This window comes from Microcoleus sp. PH2017_28_MFU_U_A (assembly GCF_020738035.1).
GTDB lineage: Bacteria > Cyanobacteriota > Cyanobacteriia > Cyanobacteriales > Microcoleaceae > Microcoleus.
The window spans coordinates 16,513-34,946 of record NZ_JAEQCX010000027.1; the positions used below are offsets into that span (position 1 = coordinate 16,513).

The window sequence follows — 18,434 nt, forward strand, 5'->3', positions numbered from 1 at the left end:
CCCTCTTGATTTAAGCGGTTATGTAAGCTGTCAGCCATACCTCATCTTTTTGAGAAAGGCTATATTAGTTATTAGTTATTAGTCAACAGTCATTAGTTCCAGGGCTATTTCATGTTTCATTCTGCTGAAACCAGCCTTTCTTGAGGTTAAGATTGTCCGAAGAGAGGCACGTTAGCGCAGCGATCCGAAGGAAAGCAAACAAGAGTGTCTATTTTTCATATGGTTTGATCGACTTGGCTCTAAGTAAGTCGGCGCTTTAAAACACAACTATGTAAACGATTGTAAAGTGTCCAAATGCTTTCTACTGGCTGACTTAAGCCTGTTTACATACTGTTACATTGTTCGGTTTAATCCTGCCTACCTACTTATTCTTGCAAGCGTCTTGGGTTAAAACTTAAAGCCCAATACCGTTTACTTAAGAACACCCTGGGGGTAAAACCCTATGAACAATAGATACGGAGATTGCTTTCCTTCGGATCGCGAAAGCTAACGTGCCTCTCTTCGGACCATCTTAAGTAAACCGTATTGGGTTAAAACAGACTAGAATAATAAAATGCAGTCAGACAGAGGTAGGTTAAAAACTCTGTCTGACTGCTGCTTTGAGATCGGGAAATAGCTTTATTTCAAATTAGTCGATCGCGTCTACCGCTCTTTCAGCAGCTCGTTGAGTTCTGTCAATATCTCGATTTACTTTCGCGCGAACCTTGTCCGAGGCATCTTCAGCGTTGTATTTTACATTTCGCGCTGCATCTTTGACATTTTCTTTGCCTTCGCTGACATTATATCTCAGCGACTCAGTACCCTCAGCAGCTCTTTCTTTTGCTCCCTCGGTGGCTTCTTTAACAATCCCTTTTGCTCCCTTCAAGCCTTCGCGAGTATTTTCCTTAAGATTAGCAAAGCCTTGTTTTGTTTTGTCACCAAACTCATCAGCTTTCTGCTGAGCGGTACGAACATTGTCATTCATCTTCTCGCCAATTTGGTCGAGTTTGTTCGGCGCGTCATCTGCTACCCGCCGGATATTTTCACGCACATTGCTACTAGATTTGGTTTCGATGCGGCGCTGGGCTTCCTCTTTAAGAAGCTTAGCTTTTGCTTCTACTCCTTTAACCATTGGGTTTCTGGGATCGTCATCGCTGTATTGATTCTGGCCGCCTTTGTATACGGAAGTTACAGCCTCTGAAGGCACTTCTTTTCTAATTTGGTCGGCAGTTTTTCCGGCTATGACATCAGATCCCTTGCAGGCAGTGCTCACAAATACTAAAATGCCGACGAGAAACACTGTTAAAATTTGTACAGCTCGAATTTTTTTCAGAAATGCAGTTAGTCTGTTCATAAAAATGCTCCTTTCTATGGTGACTTATTTTTTGGAATATGTTTAAATGCCTGGTGGTTCTGTAGGTGGCTACCATTACAAACATTAAGCACTCAAACACTTTTTTAAATATACGAAGACAAACAGAAGTTTTTCATCTATCTGAAGTAACATTCCTTAAGTCATACTAGAAGCAATAACAAAAGCTTTAGTTATAGTCGCGAGAGCAGGAATGAGAGCTAAATGATAGTAAAAAGCATTTTTTACCAGAAATAATTAGTTTAAAGCCTCTCCCTTTGAGGGGAAAATTAAAATCAGACTATTCATTACTCCAATCCTCGGACTTAAGGGTAGAGGTCGCTCTCAAACTGTCAACTGTCAACTGTCAACTGTCAACTGTTGAAGAGTGCTATCACCGAAGAGCGAGTCATGTATACATATAGCGGCGATCGGGACAGGACTACTGTAGTTGAACTGTTTTGCGCTTTGGGAGGTAAAAAAAACCTTCCGGTCAGGAACCAGAAGGAAATGGGTGTACGATCTCAAGTACAACAAGGTCTTTAATGGCAATTGTCGCCGCACGTGCCGATCGCCCACATCTGTCTAATGGCGGAAAGTATCTGCACAGTTACTAATCATTTTGAATAGCTGTTTTTAGACTCTTGCAGAATTCGCCGATCGCCTCTAAACCCTCTTCTGGAGTTCCTTGGGCCAAGCGTTTCACAAAAGCACTACCAACAATCGCAGCATCTGCACCCCATTCTTTGACTTGACGGGCGTGTTCGGGTTTCGAGATACCAAAGCCGACGCCGATGGGTTTGTCGGTGATGCTGCGGATTTCTTTCAGCAACTCTTTTGCTCGCGTATCTAAGCCTTCCCGCACTCCTGTCACCCCCATCACGCTGACTAAGTAAATAAATCCTTGAGACGCGCGAGCGATCGCTTCTATGCGACTTTTGGGACTTGTGGGAGCAACTAATAAGGTGAGTTCAATCCCTAATTTGTTGGCAGGTTGGATGAGGCTGTCAGCTTCTTCTAAGGGCAAGTCTGGTACAAGCAATCCCTGAACTCCAGCACTTTTGATTTCCTGCAAGAAGGTTTCGATACCTCGGTACAAAATCGGGTTGTAGTATGCGAAGAGAATGATGGGCGATCGCAAATTCGGACTAACTCTCGCTACCATTTCCAGTACCGAATCTAACCGCGTTCCCCGCTGTAGCGCCCTCGTAGCAGCAGCTTGAATCACCGGCCCGTCAGCTAGGGGATCGGAATAAGGTACGCCAAGCTCGATCGCATCTGCACCGTTATCATCCAAAACTTGTAGCGCTTTAGCCGTTGTCTCCAAATCTGGATCGCCAGCAGTAATAAAAGGAATTAATCCACACTGGTTGCTTTTTCGCAACGTTTCAAAACAATGAGAAATAGTCATTAGGGAGTTGGCAGTTGGTTGTTGGCAGTTGATTCTTGGCAGTTGATTCTTGGCAGTTGACTCTTGGCAGTTGATTCTTGGCAGTTGATTCTTGGCAGTTGGTTGTTGGCAGTTGGTATTAGCTAATAACAACTAATATCATGTCCGATTGATTAACCATAATATCCCGGTCGGGGCGGGTTTTTGAGATTATCAATTATTGGCAGGTATTGTTGGCTCACGGGCCCCTACAAAAATCGCGGTCGATCGACCGGACATGATATAACAACTGACAACTAACCACTAACCACTAACAACTGACAACTGACAACTGACAACTAACCACTGACTAACTATCTTTTTCCTGCTCAATTTCGGCTTGAAGTTTGGCTAACTCTTCAGGAGTGAGTTCATCGAGCTGCTTCTGCAAGACAGCATCTTTGTACTCTTTCAGTTGCTGACTGTAAGTCATCTTTTGAGTAAGCGCTCGAAACAAATAAGTCACCAGCCAGCCAATCAAGCCAGCTATCAAAAATAACTGACTCCAAATCCCAGCATTCATGCTGTCGAGTCCGGCGAATTGTAGCACCAAGTAGGCCAACCCACCCGCTACAAAAAAGCCTAGACTGATTCCAATTACGTCAATACGTCGCATTTAGGCTTCTATCTGCCGCCGTTTGGGGCGAAAATTCAAAAAAGGAGCGAGGAGAAACATACCAGGGAAAAAGAAGAACATCAAGAAGTACATGAAGCCACGCTCAAAAGAGGAGGCCACGTACCAGCGACTGTTCAGGTAAGCGTAGGTGCCCGCGGGTACTACCAGGAGGTAAGCTCCTCCCAAGACGGCGTAAAGCAGCAAGGTAATATACATAGATTTGCTTTAAGGGAATAATAACAGGGTCAGTCGGTTGACACGCTCAGCTAGCTGGTTAACTATTGTACCGCTTGGGGAGATACAGCGCGACTTTTGAGAATTTTTCAATTAGGGGTTGCGCTATTTAGGGTTTTGCGTGTAGAATAAAAGGCTGTTGTTGTCAGTGGGTCAAAACCACAGCAGCAGCTTCACGAAAGGGGGTGTGGCGGAATGGTAGACGCTACGGACTTAAAATCCGTTGACCCGAAACGGTCGTGTGGGTTCAAGTCCCTCCACCCCCATTAAATTTTCATGGTTTGTGAGCTAATAGTTTCAGATTGGCCTCAACACCAAGAGTTCTAATTTCCGCTCATCTTTCTCTAAATCCTAAGATGTGGCGGATTTAACTTTTCGGGCGGGCTAGAAGCCCACCCCACAAGAGTTGTAAGAAAGAGAATTCTTCAAATTAGATGCGCGCTAGCTTATAGCAATGCTTGCAAGATTTGTGGGATGGGCTTCTAGCCCGTCCCGGATTTGGGTGGATCTGGTTTTTGAAGCCTGAAGAAGCATGACCGCATATAAGTTATTAGTTATAATCCCATATTTTCTGCGGTCATGCTATAGCCCATACGGATATATTCGCTTGCATTGAGATGCACCCCCCGATTTGTGGGATGGGCTTCTAGCCCGTCCCGGATCGCCTGCTATATTACTCAGCAATTGGCAAAGTAATCGCAAATTCCGTCCCCTGTCCAATTTGAGAATTCATCTCAATTTTGCCTTGATGCTTGGCAACGATTTGATAGGAAATAGCCAATCCTAATCCAGTGCCTTTGCCGATCGACTTTGTAGTAAAAAACGGGTCAAATATCTGTTGGGCAGTGGCTGCGGTAATTCCCGGCCCATTATCCCGAATCTTGACAGTGATAGCATTATCTGCCGTAACTTCCGTGCAGATCCAAATCGTTGGTGAAAACGCTCTGTCTGCCTTTTTTACCTCCTCCAGCGCATCAATTGCATTGCCGAGTACGTTCATAAATACTTGATTCAGTTGCGCTCCATAGCACTCAACCGGAGGCAAATTAGCGTATTCTTTAATAACTTCGATACCTTGTTTGAGTCGGTGATTGAGAATTATCAGGGTGCTGTCTATTCCTTCGTGAATGTCCGCAGGTTTCATGTAACCGTCGTCTAAACGGGAAAAGTTCCGCATGGATACGACAATTTCGCGAATGCGATCGGCTCCCATTTTCATCGAAGCAAGCGTTTTTGGCAAATCTTTGCTGAGAAAGTCCAATTCAATGTCTTCGATGCAGTCTTTAATTTCATCCGGTGGGTTGGGATAGTATGCTTGATAGAGAGTTACCAAGTCTGCCAAATCTTGGATGTATCTATTAGCATGGTCAATGTTACCACCGATGAAATTAACCGGATTGTTGATTTCGTGGGCGATCCCTGCCACCATTTGACCGAGAGACGACATTTTTTCAGTCTGAATTAATTGGGATTGAGTTTCTTTTAGTTCTTGTGTATAATCGCTAACTCGCTGAATCAATTCATTGAAAGAAGCCGCTAAAACTCCGATTTCGTCTTCAGTTGTGACTGGTACTTGCAGGTTAAAATTAGATTCGCGGGCTACTTGCTGGGCGACGTTTGTCACGCTTTCGAGGGGTTGGGCAATGGCGCGGCTCGTTTTGTCCGCCAGTAACACGGCGAGAAGTCCTGAAATTACCATACTCCCGAGAATAATTCGGTTTCGCAAACTTTCAGCTTCTTCTAATGCTTCTACCCCTTGCATTTTTTGAATGTCTACAGTAGCAATTAATTGGGTTAAATGATCGGAAAGTTTATCTAGTACGATCGCCTCTTCGCCGCTGCGATTTCTCAACAATTGTAGCTGTGCCGACTCGATGCGGTTAGCTTCCAAATGCCACACTTCGGCTTCTTTTAATTGCAGTTTAGTTAGCCGATCGTAATAATCGATGACCATCGCATACCTTGGCAATATTGACTGCAAATCTTTCTCTTGTCTTGCTAGCCAGTCGGGATTTTTGATCGCAAAAAATTGTATTTCCGCAATCAGGATTTTCGCCTGATTGATTTGCTGGACAAACCGATCGTGTTCGTATTGCAGCCACACCGTGTTTCCCAAAACTGCCGGGAATCTCGCTGCGTGCGATCGGGCTTCAAATATGCTATTTTGCAAATTTTGCAACAGTTGCTGTTGTTGTTGAGCAACATTTACCTGAATTAAAGCTTGCTTGCGAAAGTAGTCTCCCACTTTCAGGCCCGCACCCGTTCCCAAAATCGCTATGCCGATAGCTAAAGCATAGCCATAGCTGATTTTTTGGCCTATCCGCAAATGGTTGAATCGTTCCCTTAGCCAGTTTAAATTAATAAATCTATGGTGTAACAATTTTTTCTGAGCAGAGTTTGCTGGCTCTACTTTGCTATCTTGGGGCTGAGTGTCGGTCAATAATAACATCGAAAGTTCCTCCCAAACAAATCAGGAGTAGTTGACATCCTGCACAATTTTTTGCAATATCGAGAAACAGCATAAACCTGTATTTCTCAGTTAATCAGTAGATTTGTTGAAAAATTATAATACTTCGTATTCTACTCCCTAAAAAAACGATAGGGAGATACAATAATTTTTCGGATTTTTAACTTTTTCGTTTTCTAGCCTGACAGTTGGTTGAGTACAAAATGTCAAACTAATCTTTCTATTGAATTTGCCAGATCAATTGCTATCTGAGCTGCCAGCCGACGCGATTTACCCCATAACGCCTTAATTATCTCTGTTCTTAGACAAAAGTGTTTGTGATCTGTATCAACAATTTATGTGATTATACGCAACTTTACAAAAATCATAAAAAAAGCTACAGTATTTTCACTTACTTAGTTAAGGATACAAGCTCTAACTACGGGTTCTTCCGGTTTTTTTTGCCAGTTCTAGGTGGGATTTCAGCAATTTTGCGAAAATATCGTCGCTGTCAGTAAATCCATAAGCTTGCATTACATTGGCGATCGACCTTAAAATACAGTTTATAAAGTTAGCTAGTTGTTTCTTCAAAAAACTTATTATAAAATTGAGTAATTCCCCACTGTTTTGGCAATTTTTTTTTAGTTCGGTACTATAAAATAGTAAAATCGAAACACCATCGCATTTCTCATCCCTAAACATTTTCTCTTTTAATCGTGGAGCACGTGTAATCATGGTAAAGTCTCAGTATGAGGGATATTCCGTCGGCAAAAAACACACTTCCGCACTCAGGGAAAACTTCGGGAATGCCAAAGTGTATGCACAAAATGCACAATCAGTGCTTAACAAAGCTACTGGATTTATCAGTGCTTACGATTTCACGCTAAATCCTTATCGGGGCTGTCAGTACGGATGCAGCTATTGTTATGCTGCTGCTTTCAGCCCGAATTCACAGATGCGAGATGATTGGGGAAATTGGGTAATTATCAAGCAAAATGCAGTGGCAATTCTTAAGAAAGAGTTAGAACGTTGGCACAAGAAAAACCCCGATCGCCCACCGACAATTTACATGAGTAGTGTCACAGATCCGTATCAGCCAATTGAATCGAAAGAACAACTAACTAGGCATTTGTTAGAAGTCATGGTTCCCTATCAGCCGACGCTGGTTATCCAAACTCGCAGTCCTATGATAACTAGAGATATCGATATTTTACAGCAATTCCAGCGATTGCGAATCAACATGAGCATTCCAACTGGTAGCGAAAAAGTGCGGAAAGATTTTGAACCAAAATCTCCGAGTATTCCTGCAAGACTTAAAGCTATTGCCAAACTGAAATACAGCTTTCCTTATCAAGAAAATTGCGAAGTCAGATTTTCTATAACTGTGACCCCACTACTACCTACCCTACCCGAAGATGAAGGTAATTTTATTAGCAAGCTAGAAGTTGTCGATCGGGTAGTGATTCAAGATTTTCATGCCAGCAACGAGCGATCGCTAATTGCATCAACGCGCTCAGAAGCATTAGCTCTTAAACAAAAGTACGCTTGGTGGTACAATAGCGAACAGCAGAGTTATCGCAAGTTTAAAAATAAACTCAAGGCGATGCTCCCGGATGTTGAAATCATGGAAGGCAAAGAGGGATTTGGCTATGAATAATCTGCTAGCTAACTGGTGGCGTTCTCAAAAGTTTAACCAAGCCGTTAAGAGTCAAAATAATCGACTTGCCCAAAAACTGTTAAAAGAAATACAAAATTCAGGGGCAAAATTATCGTGGCAGGAGAAACTATATAAAGAATGGCTACAGCTTGAAAAATTATTGCAACAAAAAAATAACCGCCTCCAAGAAGGCGATCGGCGTTTAGCAGAGTTAGAACTGGAACTGGGGTTCGGAAAAATTGATGCCTTTCCCGGAGATATTGATGACTTAAGCTTATTGACTCCGGATACACAATTTATTGAAGTTATTTCACAAAGTTTCAAGCTTAAAGAATGCGATGCCAGCATGATTCAATGCACAGGGATTTATGAAAAAGTATTTGATAAGTTTGAACAACATTTGGCTGGTTTCATCAAAAATGAGCTGAATAATTTGAGTCGGCAAAAAACAAATTTTGATTCTTTACTTCAACAAGCTATTGACGATATACAAAAACTCAAAGAAGGACAAGATCCTCGATACAGTTTTGAACTCAGTCCTCACATCTATTTAATGAGGTATTTCCTAGATAACGTCTATTGTGCATATCTAGCTTGGTTTCTCATTTACAAAGCAGGATTATTACCAACTAAAGTCAATATCCTTGATATTGCCGCAGGGCCGGGGACAGTTGCCTACGGACTAGGTTTGTTCCTGCAAACTATTAACGACTTTTGTTTAATACCGCCAATGCACATATCCTATTACTCTTTGGAACAGCAAAAAGCTTTTCAATATCGCGGACTCCAATTTTGGCGGCAATATATGGAACCCCAAGCGATCAATGCTTACTTTCGGTTTGACACTTCTAGTATCTTTGATGGTGAAAGTCAATCTAGAAAAATTCCTCAAAACTTTTTTGATTTTATTGTAATTTCTCACTGTTTTTTTAACGATGAGGATAGAAGAGAAAAATCCCATCGCATTTATAAGGATATATTTACGGATTGCCTGACAGATTGTGGTTATGTTTTGCTAATTATTCAAGAAAATAAGTTGCTTAAACCTTACAATATTCGTCAAATTGAAAGTTGCGAACAGGAGCTAAGTGTGGTCAAACAATTTCTTGATGATGTGGGGTTAAACTTGGTTTGGTATAAATATTTACATTCAACAAACAGCCGGACATCCCATCCGAATTTTGGAAAATTTGCTAGAGAAAATCTTCATACCCAGCAATTCATCAGTCCACTTTTTCGTAAGCACTTTAACTTACGTTATGACTTGAATTACTCAATTGATGATTATGTAATATTAGCCCAAAAATGAAGTTTTCAAATGAGTAAAATAACTCAGATATAATTTGATAGGTATTGAATTTTAATGCAAAAAAATATGCTCAAAAATTTGACTGACCCCTCTACAAATAAATTTCAAAATGGTTGGCATGGCAGCCTCAAGTTAGCCTACGCAAACCGTGACGGGGCTACCCAAATTATTCACAATCAAATGCAAGCGCCGCTCAAGGTACAGCGTCCGTTTTATCCTGAAGGGAAAGAGGTTTGTCACAGCGTAGTTTTGCACACGGCTGGGGGAGTTGTCGGGGGCGATCGCCTTTCGCTCAATTTCCACCTCCAAGAAAACGCCAAAGCCTTAATCACCAGTGCTGCGGCTGGTAAAATTTATCGCAGCAGCGGACAGTCAGCGCAACAAAATATTGACATTCAACTAGATACTGGCGCTCATTTGGAATGGCTTCCCCAGGAAACTATCGTTTTCGACGGCGCAGTTTACCGACAAGACTTGCGGGTAGAATTAGCACCGCAAGCCAGTATTTTGCTGTGGGAAATTACGCGGTTCGGACGCAGTGCTAGGGGCGAAAAGTTCTTGTCTGGAGAATGGCGATCGCACACCGAAATCTGGCAAAAAAACAGCCCTCTGTGGATTGACAGACAATGGCTCAAAGGTGGGGGCGAAATGCTCGAAAGCGCTCACGGCTTAGCAGGAAAACCCGTAGTTGCTACCCTCGCTTGGATCGGCGAACCAGTCACAGCCGAGATGCTGGAAAAAGTGCGAGCTTTGCGGTGCGAAGATACAATTTATTCCGGATCTGTAGCCGTTAATTCTGCTGCCGGCGTTACTCGCATTCCCAACGGTTTGCTGTGCCGATATCGCGGTTCGTCCACCGCTGCCGCCAGAGACTGGTTTGTCGCTATTTGGGAATTGCTGCGCTTGTCTTTTTCAGAACGCCCTTGCTGTTTGCCCAGAGTTTGGATAAAATAGCATTCTCTTTTAGTTTCACCTACTTTCTGTTTCCGGTGCAACACATCAAATGCAATACCCGCCCCCAGTACCAGACAGACTACTTCTTCCGATTGACATTCGTCGTGACAAATATAGCCGATTTAAGTCAGAAATATGCGATCGGCAAAAAGTCGTTTTCGGTTCTTTGCTAAAGTCCAAAAACAAAAGGATAAATCACCTTGACACAAACCAGATGTTAACACTATCTTGAGTCATGGGATGTAATTACCGATGATTTGCCACGGCTGATAGTTGAACTTGAATAAATAATGCGATCGCACTTACAAGAATAAAAATGCAACTCACCCCCCAAGAAAAAGACAAACTGCTGATTTTCACCGCCGCCCTGCTAGCAGAGCGTCGCAAACACAGAGGTTTAAAATTAAACTATCCAGAAGCACTAGCCTACATTTCCGCCGCGATTTTAGAAGGAGCAAGAGATGGCCTCACCGTCGCAGATTTAATGAGCTACGGGACAACTCTCCTGACGCGGGAAGATGTGATGGAAGGGATACCGGAAATGGTGCATGAAGTGCAAGTTGAGGCGACTTTTCCCGACGGAACTAAGTTGGTGACAGTGCACGATCCGATTCGTTAAATAATATTTAAACCCACAGACTCGCAGGAGACAGATATGATTCCGGGAGAAATGATTGTTTCAGACGGTGAAATTGAGCTAAATGCCGATCGCCCAACAGTGCGGTTGCTGGTTGCAAATACGGGTGACAGGCCCATTCAAGTTGGTTCTCACTATCACTTTTACGAAGCGAACGAAGCCTTAGAATTTGAACGAGAACAAGCAAAAGGAATGCGGTTGGATATCCCCGCAGGTACAGCAGTTAGATTTGAGCCGGGAGATGAAAGAGAAATTCAATTAGTACCGTTTGTGGGTAGCCGTCAAGTCTACGGCTTTAATGGAAAAGTGAACGGTCATCTGGAAAGTTAAGTATGAAAGCAGAAAATCGTTTGCAAGTGTTGAATGTTGAATTGGGAATTTGTTAACTTAAAACTCATCCCAGTTAAAATAATGCAACTTTAACCTCGCAATCCCAACCAGGATCGCGCTCGGTCATCCTATGGAAAAGCTAAAATCAAAATGGTATCACTTACCAGAAAGAATTGGTTGAAAGCCTCTCCCCGATCGGGAGAAATTAAAATCAGACTATTCATTACTCCAATTCTCTTCCTTCTAGGTAGAGGTCGCTCTCCTTCGGTCAACTGTCAACTGCCAACTGTCAACTGTTGAACAGCACTACCGCTGGAGAGTGACAAAGCAATGTCAAAAAAAATTCTCTGCATAAGTGTATAAATGCCTTTCTTTTGTTAGTGAAACCTCAGACTTTTGAGCGAGTTAAAATCGGCAGTTTGCGATCGATATTGGTATTCAAAACCGCAAACATACACAGCAAAAGCGCATGATGAATCCAAAATTAGTTGACCAGATAAAACAGATGTTGAAGCAGAGTTTGCTTGCAACGTCGAGGCGTATCTGGAGAACCCCGTTAGATCGGCGTACCAGCATCAAATTATTAGATAACAGCATCGTTTACAAACAGCAGCACGAACCCGTCAACATACCTGCATTAACCTCAGTAAATGGAGTACCTTCTCGGTTTTTTACCACAGAAAAAACCGTGTCTTTTGACCCGGATTATGTGTGGAAAATTTCCGTGAATAAACACATAGAGGCTCTAACTATTTGTACGTCTGGAAACACGCTGCTAAATCACAAGTTGCTGTTAGACCTAGATTTTCGGATTAGCGGCGCGGGTATTCTGGAATGGCCTTATAAATCCCACCAAATTACCTATCCGCTGGTAGTTGCTCCTTGGTCGCATTTGTGGTGCAGTTATTACGATTATGTGATTTTTGTACTGGCAAAACTTTGTAGGATTGAGGAGGCTTTAGGTAAGGAGATTTGGCAAGAAGCCAAAATTTGTTATCCTTTGCGCCATACAGCTTTTGAGTTGGATTTTCTGACCAAACTCGGTATTCCTAAAAGCTCGCTAATCGACACTCGGGCTAGAGATACAGGATATCATGCAGAAAGTTTAGTATTAGGAAACAATCAAGATTGGTATTTCCCCAGTCCTTACGATATAGAGCTTTTGCGGAAGAAATTCTGTCTCAAGGAAAATGTCAAGCCTTACAGGAAATTGTATCTTTCTAGAAGCGGGCAACGCCAGGTTAAAAATGAGGCACAAGTACGAGAGGTGTTGAAAGAGTTTGGTTTTGAAATTTTGGAAGATATTTCGCGCACTGTGGATGAACAAATTCGCCTGTTTGCAGAAGCAGCGGTGGTTGTTGGCCCTCACGGCGCTGGTTTTACAAATTTGTTGTGGTGTCAGCCTGGAACGAAAGTATTGGAATGCTTTTATGGCGGGTACACGCCGCCGTTTTTCTATTACATTTCCCAGATATTGGGATTAGAATACTCCCGTATGGTTGATAACAGCGACGATTCGGAAGATTGGAGTTTAATTAGCATGGATATGACGGTGGATGTGGAGGTTTTGAGAAGGGAAATCAAGAAAATGCTGGAATGAATTTACAAATCGACAAATGGGGCGATCGCACAAATGTTGTAAATATAGCCTTTCTCAAAAAGATGAGGTACTCATGGGCATAGGGCATAGGGCTCCGTGGGCATAGGGCTCCGTGGGCATAGGGCTCCGTGGGTTCCGTGGGCATTAGGGCATTAGGGCATACCTCACCACGCTTGAGAACCGCTATATTTGCTAACTCAGATTGAAGAACTCGGCACATAGTATAATTTAAGCGAGCCTCAACTGCCAACTAAAAAAATATTTATATTAGGAGAAAGCATGAGTTACAGAATGGATCGCCGCGCTTACGCGGAAACCTTCGGGCCGACAACGGGCGATCGCGTGCGGTTAGCTGATACTGAGTTATTCATAGAGGTTGAACAAGATTTCACAACCTACGGGGATGAAGTTAAGTTTGGCGGCGGTAAAGTCATTCGCGATGGCATGGGACAGTCGCCTATTTCTAATGCTGATGGTGCTGTTGATACGGTAATTACTAATGCTTTGATATTGGATTGGTGGGGGATTGTCAAGGCAGATATTGGGATTAAAGATGGCAAGATTTTTAAAATTGGGAAAGCCGGAAATCCTTACATTCAAGATAGGGTAGATATTATTATCGGGCCCGGCACGGAAGTAATTGCTGGTGAGGGAATGATTCTGACGGCGGGGGGAGTTGATACTCACATTCATTTTATTTGCCCGCAACAAATCGAAGTGGCGATCGCCTCTGGAGTCACTACCATGATCGGCGGCGGCACTGGCCCAGCAACGGGTACAAACGCTACAACTTGCACTCCGGGGCCTTGGCATATGTACAGAATGCTGCAATCAGCCGATGCTTTTCCGGTGAATCTGGGATTTTTAGGTAAGGGAAATAGCAGTCAACCTCAAGGATTAGTCGAGCAAGTTTTGGCGGGTGCAATGGGTTTGAAGCTTCATGAAGATTGGGGAACTACGCCAGCAACGATCGACAATTGTTTGAATGTAGCTGATGAGTACGACGTGCAGGTGGCAATTCACACAGACACTCTGAATGAAGCGGGATTTGTGGAAGCTACAATTGCTGCGTTTAAAAATCGGGCAATTCACACTTACCACACAGAAGGTGCTGGCGGCGGACACGCACCGGATATTATTAAAGTGTGCGGCCAAGCTAATGTTTTGCCTTCGTCTACTAACCCGACTCGCCCTTACACTGTCAATACTTTGGAAGAACATTTAGATATGTTGATGGTTTGCCACCATTTGGATCGGGGGATTCCTGAGGATGTGGCTTTTGCTGAGTCGAGAATTAGAAGGGAAACTATTGCTGCTGAGGACATTTTGCACGATTTGGGTGCTTTTAGTATGATTTCTTCTGATTCGCAGGCCATGGGAAGAGTGGGAGAGGTGATTATTCGGACTTGGCAAACGGCGCATAAGATGAAGGTGCAAAGGGGGAATTTACCCCCCCTAACCCCCCCTTACCAAGGGGGGGAAACAAGAGGGATAACCCCCCCTTACCAAGGGGGGGGAATAGAGGGGGGAAATGATAATTTTCGGGCGAAGCGGTACGTTGCTAAATACACGATTAATCCGGCGATTACTCACGGAATTAGTCAGTATGTGGGTTCGGTGGAAGAGGGTAAGTTGGCGGATTTGTGTTTGTGGCGGCCGGCGTTTTTTGGGGTGAAACCGGAGTTGGTAATTAAGGGTGGTGCGATCGCCTACGGGCAGATGGGGGACGCTAATGCGAGCATTCCGACGCCGCAGCCGGTGCATATGCGGCCGATGTTTGGCAGCTTTGGGGGGGCAATTGGGGCGACTTGTTTGACGTTTGTTTCGCAGGTGGCGCGCGATCGAGATATTGCAGCACAGCTCGGTTTACAAAAGCCAACTGTAGCAGTTTCCGGGACAAGGCAGATTAGTAAAAGAGATATGAAACTCAACGATTATTTGCCGCACATGGAAGTCGATCCAGAAACCTATGAAGTGAGGGCGGATGGACAATTGTTGACTTGCGAACCGGCAACTGTTTTGCCAATGGCGCAGAGATATTTTCTGTTTTGATTGGTTGTGCAGCCTCATCAAAACAATCCCAAAATTCCGTAGGGCGGGTTCACCAACCATCTATGAAATCCACAAACAATCTCATAAACCCGCCCCATCCCCGCGATTATTTAGATGAACATTTCACCAATAAATTATGGTACATTTGTATTGTTGGTGGGGCGGGGGCGGGTTTAGGAAATTATTCATTTTTACCGTAAATTGTTGGTGAACCCGCCCCTACAAATTTGGTTTCAATAGCCTCATCAAAACAATCCCAAAATTCCGTAGGGCGGGTTCACCAACTATCTATGAAATCCACAAACAATCTCATAAACCCGCCCCATCCCCGCGATTATTTAGATGAACATTTCACCAACCAATAAATTATGGTACATTTGTATTGTTGGTGGGCGGGGGCGGGTTTATGAAATTATTCATTTTTACCGTAAATTGTTGGTGAACCCGCCCCTACAAATTTGGTTTCAAAAATATAACAAATTGTTCTAACACGGCAAATTATGAATTACCAATTACAATTACCAATTACCAATTACCAATTACGCTTATGCTATATTTAGCCCAAGTACAAAAGAAGGAAATTTCAGGTGAGATAAGTCTGCAATTGCTGGCTTGTCAAAATTATGATGAGACATGGGCTATTCTTTTTCAAGAAACTGTCTTGACGCTACCGCCAGATTTCGATCGCAATGTTTTAAATGAAGGGATGCTAGTATTAGCAGATATTGGCGAAAATAGCAAGATTTTGTTGCATATTCAAGCGGCTACAAACTGGGTGCTAGAATTAGTTCAGAAGTATTTAACAACAGGCTTTACTCCCGATTTTTTGCAGCAAGAAGCCCAGAAGGCGGAAGGGTGGCGGCAATCTCTCACCTTGCAAAGTCAAGAGTTGTCTCGCCGCTTTATCGAAGTTGAAGCCCGCCGCGAACAAATTCAAAATTTAGAGGCAAAACTACAACAGGAAAAGGAATTGCTCGAAAGTACGATCGCCCAATTGAAAAATTCAACCACTACACCACCACTTTGACTCCAATTAACACAAAACAGTTAAGGACACGGCACTGCCGTGTCCCTACAAATCTCATTTGCAATTTGCTGGACATCATATAATTTGTAACTTGACAAATAGCCCTTACCCGTTGCCGAATCGCCAGCCAAATTGCCCGCTGCTAAAGCACTTTTGACTTCAACCAAGCGGCGGGGAGACACAACAGTTTCTGAGAATTGGTAACGTATGCCCGCTTCTGAAACACATCGTACTGATTGCACTCGATCGCATTTAAGATTCTGCTGTACAACATCGTAGCAGCCCACACTGTCCAGCGGATATCGGGACTGAGCACTTTAATTCCCGGTTCGGCGCTGGCGTATAATTTGCGAGCTCGCTGAATTTGAAAGCGCATCAATTCCCGCCAGCGGTTGTCAATTACACCGTTGAATAAATCTTCTTCGGTATAGTTGAACAAAGCTAAGTCTTCTAAGGGAATGTAAATGCGGCCACGGCGGGCATCTTCTCCCACATCGCGCAGAATATTCGTCAACTGCTTGGCTATACCGAGGGCGACGGCTTCTTCTTTGGGAATTCTATTCCCCCAGTGCCAATTCCAATTAGCCGCAGAGTTGGATTCGTCTACGCCCATCACAGACATCGACATCAGCCCAACAGTGCCGGCTACTCGGTAACAGTAAAGATTGAGCTCTTCAAAAGTTTCGTAGCGACTGCGGTATAAGTCCATTTGCTGGCCCGCAATCATCTCTCGAAACGGCTGAATGTCGATCGGGAAACGAGACAGCGTATCCACCAAAGCCACGTCATAATCATCGTGGGGATGGCCCGCAAACACAGATTCTAGGCGTTTTTCCCACAAATTTAGCGTTTCAGGGGTCGTAGCCTCAGAACCAGGCCCGTCTACGAGTTCGTCGGTGCGGCGGCACCAGACGTAAATCGCCCAGATTGCCCGACGCTTGGCTTCGGGCATGAGTTGAGTGCCTAAATAAAAATTTTTGGCATAACTCGCTGTGACTTGGCGGCACAGTTCGTAGGATTCATCCAAAGAGGCCAGAGTTCTCATGCACTGGAGTTTTGACAGTTGCAGCATCCGAGAATAAGAAATTTAAAGATTAGAACTGACATTCCCCCGTTGAGACAACAGGAGATTCTTTTACGTCTTGAGGACTTACGCATCTGAACAAAGAAACTGGGTTTTTGAACCGAGATTGAGGGTTCTAAGCAAATATTTTGGCTAAAAACCCGGTTTCTGGTCGCCCGTGCGTCAGCCCCAGTCTTTATGAAAAATTCTTAATTTTTCATTTTTTATTGGCAGTTGAAATAGCCTGCGCTGTCAGCTTACCAGAAAGCACGGCACCTTCCATACTCGCAAGATAACGCTGCATCGTATAATCCCCCGTTAGATAGAAATTGCTAATCGGAGTTGTTTGCGAGGGACGGCATTCCTGGCGTCCGGGGGTGGCTTTGTAGACGGAACGTGGGGTTTTGACTACGTGATATTTGAGCACTTTGGCGGGTTCTGGGATTTGGTCGGGAAAGAGTTTTTCTAACTCGACCATTGTGGCTGCGACGATATCTTCGTCAGATTTGCCAATCCAGTCTTTGGCGGGTGCGAGTACCAGTTCCAGCATGGATTTGTCTGGGTTGGCATATTCGCGGCAGGTGTTGCTCATGTCGGCGTAGACGCTCAGTAAGGGCGATCGCGAGAATAGCAAATGGTCGATATCTGTCAGCTTGCGATCGAACCACAAGTGTACATTAATCACCGGTACTCCCTCCAAACCTTCGAGCTTTTTGAAATAATCCATTTCGCCCCAAGGTTTCGGCATCATCAACTTTAGCGGGTCAACCGGCATCGCCGAAACGTAAAGATCCGCCGTCAGAATTTCTTCCTCGGCCCCCTTGACGCCGCCAATCTGGAAACCGCGCACCGTATTGTCATCATTGAGCAAAAACTCTCTGATGGGTGCATTCAGCCGGACTTCGCCACCGCGTTCAGTTATGTAGTCTACCATCGGCTGACACAACCTCTCCGTAGGGGAACCGTCTAAAAAGGCCATTTTCGAGCCTTTTGTCTCTTGCAAGAAGCGGTTGAGGGCTGTCAGCAGAATGGTTGCAGATATTTCGTGGGGGTCGATAAAATTCAGCGCCTTGGACATGGCGATGAATACTTCTTTTTCGACTCTGGGGGGGACGTTTTGCTTTTTCAGCCAGTCTGAAAACGAGTATTTGTCCATTTCTTCGACGTATTTCTGGCCTTGAAGTATCGCCGGAATCAAACCAATGCCGAAACTGATTTTTTCGGCCCAGGTGAGCATATCGTTGTTTCTGAGGATAGCCACAAGGCCATTCAACGGAGCCGGAATATTGGGAAAGTCAAAGCGAGAATAGGTTCCGGGCGTTTCCGGCTGATTGAAAATCATCGAATGTTCTTTCCATTGCAGCCTGTCTTCAATGTCAAGTTCTTTGAAGAGTTTCAGCATATTTGGGTATGCACCGAAGAAGATGTGGAGACCGGTTTCGTACCAGTCGCCGTCTGCATCTTTCCAGGCGGCTACTTTACCGCCGAGTACGTCCCGACTTTCTAGGAGGATGGGGGTGTGACCCGCATCGGTAAGATATTTAGCGCAGGAAAGTCCTGCTAAGCCTGCTCCGGCGATCGCAACTCGCATTTAATACTACTTGGCCTCTATATTCACTTTGTGTTCATTATACTTTACAACTCGTTACAAAATTTTGGGCAATCTGTAGGGACGTGGTTGTGCCGTGTCCGGTGCGGGGCGATCTGGTTCTTAGCTATTTTTAGGGAAATTTGCCATGCAGTTGCTATT

The 18,434-nt window shown here is 44.1% G+C and carries 16 protein-coding genes and 1 tRNA gene; 9 read left to right on the forward strand and 8 right to left on the reverse strand.

What is annotated here, in order from left to right; translation table 11 throughout:
* Window positions 1-628: 628 nt before the first annotated feature.
* The 4 genes from JGK14_RS03420 to ndhL all read right to left on the reverse strand — a co-directional run bounded on the left by JGK14_RS03420 (window position 629) and on the right by ndhL (window position 3,591).
* Window positions 629-1,333, reverse strand: coding sequence for a DUF6658 family protein (locus tag JGK14_RS03420; protein ID WP_293186522.1), 705 nt, complete (start codon window positions 1,331-1,333; stop codon window positions 629-631).
* Window positions 1,334-1,943: 610 nt separating this feature from the next.
* On the reverse strand, window positions 1,944-2,741 hold the full coding sequence (gene trpA, locus JGK14_RS03425; protein ID WP_293219030.1) for a tryptophan synthase subunit alpha: 798 nt from the start codon (window positions 2,739-2,741) through the stop codon (window positions 1,944-1,946).
* 328 nt (window positions 2,742-3,069) lie between these two features.
* Window positions 3,070-3,375 carry a DUF3007 family protein gene (locus JGK14_RS03430; RefSeq protein ID WP_293186520.1) on the reverse strand — a complete coding sequence of 102 codons (306 nt, stop codon included), beginning with the start codon at window positions 3,373-3,375 and terminating at the stop codon, window positions 3,070-3,072.
* A complete protein-coding gene (gene ndhL / locus JGK14_RS03435; protein ID WP_293153127.1) occupies window positions 3,376-3,591 on the reverse strand; it encodes an NAD(P)H-quinone oxidoreductase subunit L in 216 nt (71 codons plus the stop codon).
* 199 nt (window positions 3,592-3,790) lie between these two features.
* Here ndhL and JGK14_RS03440 point away from each other — a divergent pair.
* Window positions 3,791-3,875 (forward strand) — tRNA-Leu (locus JGK14_RS03440).
* A 407-nt stretch (window positions 3,876-4,282) separates the two neighbouring features.
* Here JGK14_RS03440 and JGK14_RS03445 read toward each other — a convergent pair.
* Window positions 4,283-6,058, reverse strand: a complete 1,776-nt coding sequence (locus tag JGK14_RS03445) for a sensor histidine kinase (RefSeq protein ID WP_293186518.1) — start codon at window positions 6,056-6,058, stop codon at window positions 4,283-4,285.
* A 432-nt stretch (window positions 6,059-6,490) separates the two neighbouring features.
* Window positions 6,491-6,790, reverse strand: coding sequence for a hypothetical protein (locus JGK14_RS03450; RefSeq protein ID WP_325314768.1), 300 nt, complete (start codon window positions 6,788-6,790; stop codon window positions 6,491-6,493).
* Here JGK14_RS03450 and JGK14_RS03455 point away from each other — a divergent pair.
* The 8 genes from JGK14_RS03455 (at window position 6,789) to JGK14_RS03490 (ending at window position 15,621) form a co-directional block, all read left to right on the forward strand.
* Complete coding sequence (locus JGK14_RS03455) at window positions 6,789-7,712, forward strand: SPL family radical SAM protein (protein WP_293196995.1); 924 nt, start codon at window positions 6,789-6,791, stop codon at window positions 7,710-7,712. The genes JGK14_RS03450 and JGK14_RS03455 overlap by 2 nt on opposite strands.
* On the forward strand, window positions 7,705-9,021 hold the full coding sequence (locus JGK14_RS03460) for a photosystem II assembly protein (RefSeq protein ID WP_325314769.1): 1,317 nt from the start codon (window positions 7,705-7,707) through the stop codon (window positions 9,019-9,021). The genes JGK14_RS03455 and JGK14_RS03460 overlap by 8 nt, the downstream gene beginning before the upstream one ends.
* Before the next feature lie 66 nt (window positions 9,022-9,087).
* Window positions 9,088-9,975, forward strand: a complete 888-nt coding sequence (locus JGK14_RS03465; RefSeq protein ID WP_293186512.1) for an urease accessory protein UreD — start codon at window positions 9,088-9,090, stop codon at window positions 9,973-9,975.
* A 316-nt stretch (window positions 9,976-10,291) separates the two neighbouring features.
* Window positions 10,292-10,594 carry an urease subunit gamma gene (gene ureA / locus JGK14_RS03470; protein ID WP_293153142.1) on the forward strand — a complete coding sequence of 101 codons (303 nt, stop codon included), beginning with the start codon at window positions 10,292-10,294 and terminating at the stop codon, window positions 10,592-10,594.
* Window positions 10,595-10,630: 36 nt separating this feature from the next.
* Window positions 10,631-10,942: an urease subunit beta gene (locus JGK14_RS03475; protein ID WP_293186510.1), complete on the forward strand. Its 312-nt coding sequence runs from the start codon at window positions 10,631-10,633 to the stop codon at window positions 10,940-10,942.
* Between the two features lie 469 nt (window positions 10,943-11,411).
* Entirely contained in the window at window positions 11,412-12,542 is a 1,131-nt protein-coding gene (locus JGK14_RS03480) for a glycosyltransferase family 61 protein (RefSeq protein WP_293241806.1), read from the forward strand.
* Between the two features lie 279 nt (window positions 12,543-12,821).
* Window positions 12,822-14,594, forward strand: coding sequence for an urease subunit alpha (gene ureC, locus JGK14_RS03485; RefSeq protein ID WP_293204917.1), 1,773 nt, complete (start codon window positions 12,822-12,824; stop codon window positions 14,592-14,594).
* A gap of 547 nt (window positions 14,595-15,141) precedes the next feature.
* Window positions 15,142-15,621, forward strand: coding sequence for a hypothetical protein (locus JGK14_RS03490; RefSeq protein ID WP_293192088.1), 480 nt, complete (start codon window positions 15,142-15,144; stop codon window positions 15,619-15,621).
* Window positions 15,622-15,763: 142 nt separating this feature from the next.
* Here the strand turns inward: JGK14_RS03490 and crtB are convergent, their stop codons facing one another.
* Entirely contained in the window at window positions 15,764-16,693 is a 930-nt protein-coding gene (crtB, locus tag JGK14_RS03495) for a 15-cis-phytoene synthase CrtB (RefSeq protein WP_293204914.1), read from the reverse strand.
* A 208-nt stretch (window positions 16,694-16,901) separates the two neighbouring features.
* Window positions 16,902-18,275 (reverse strand): 15-cis-phytoene desaturase, encoded by a 1,374-nt coding sequence (pds, locus tag JGK14_RS03500; protein ID WP_293192090.1) that lies wholly within the window; start codon window positions 18,273-18,275, stop codon window positions 16,902-16,904.
* Between the last annotated feature and the right edge of the window lie 159 nt (window positions 18,276-18,434).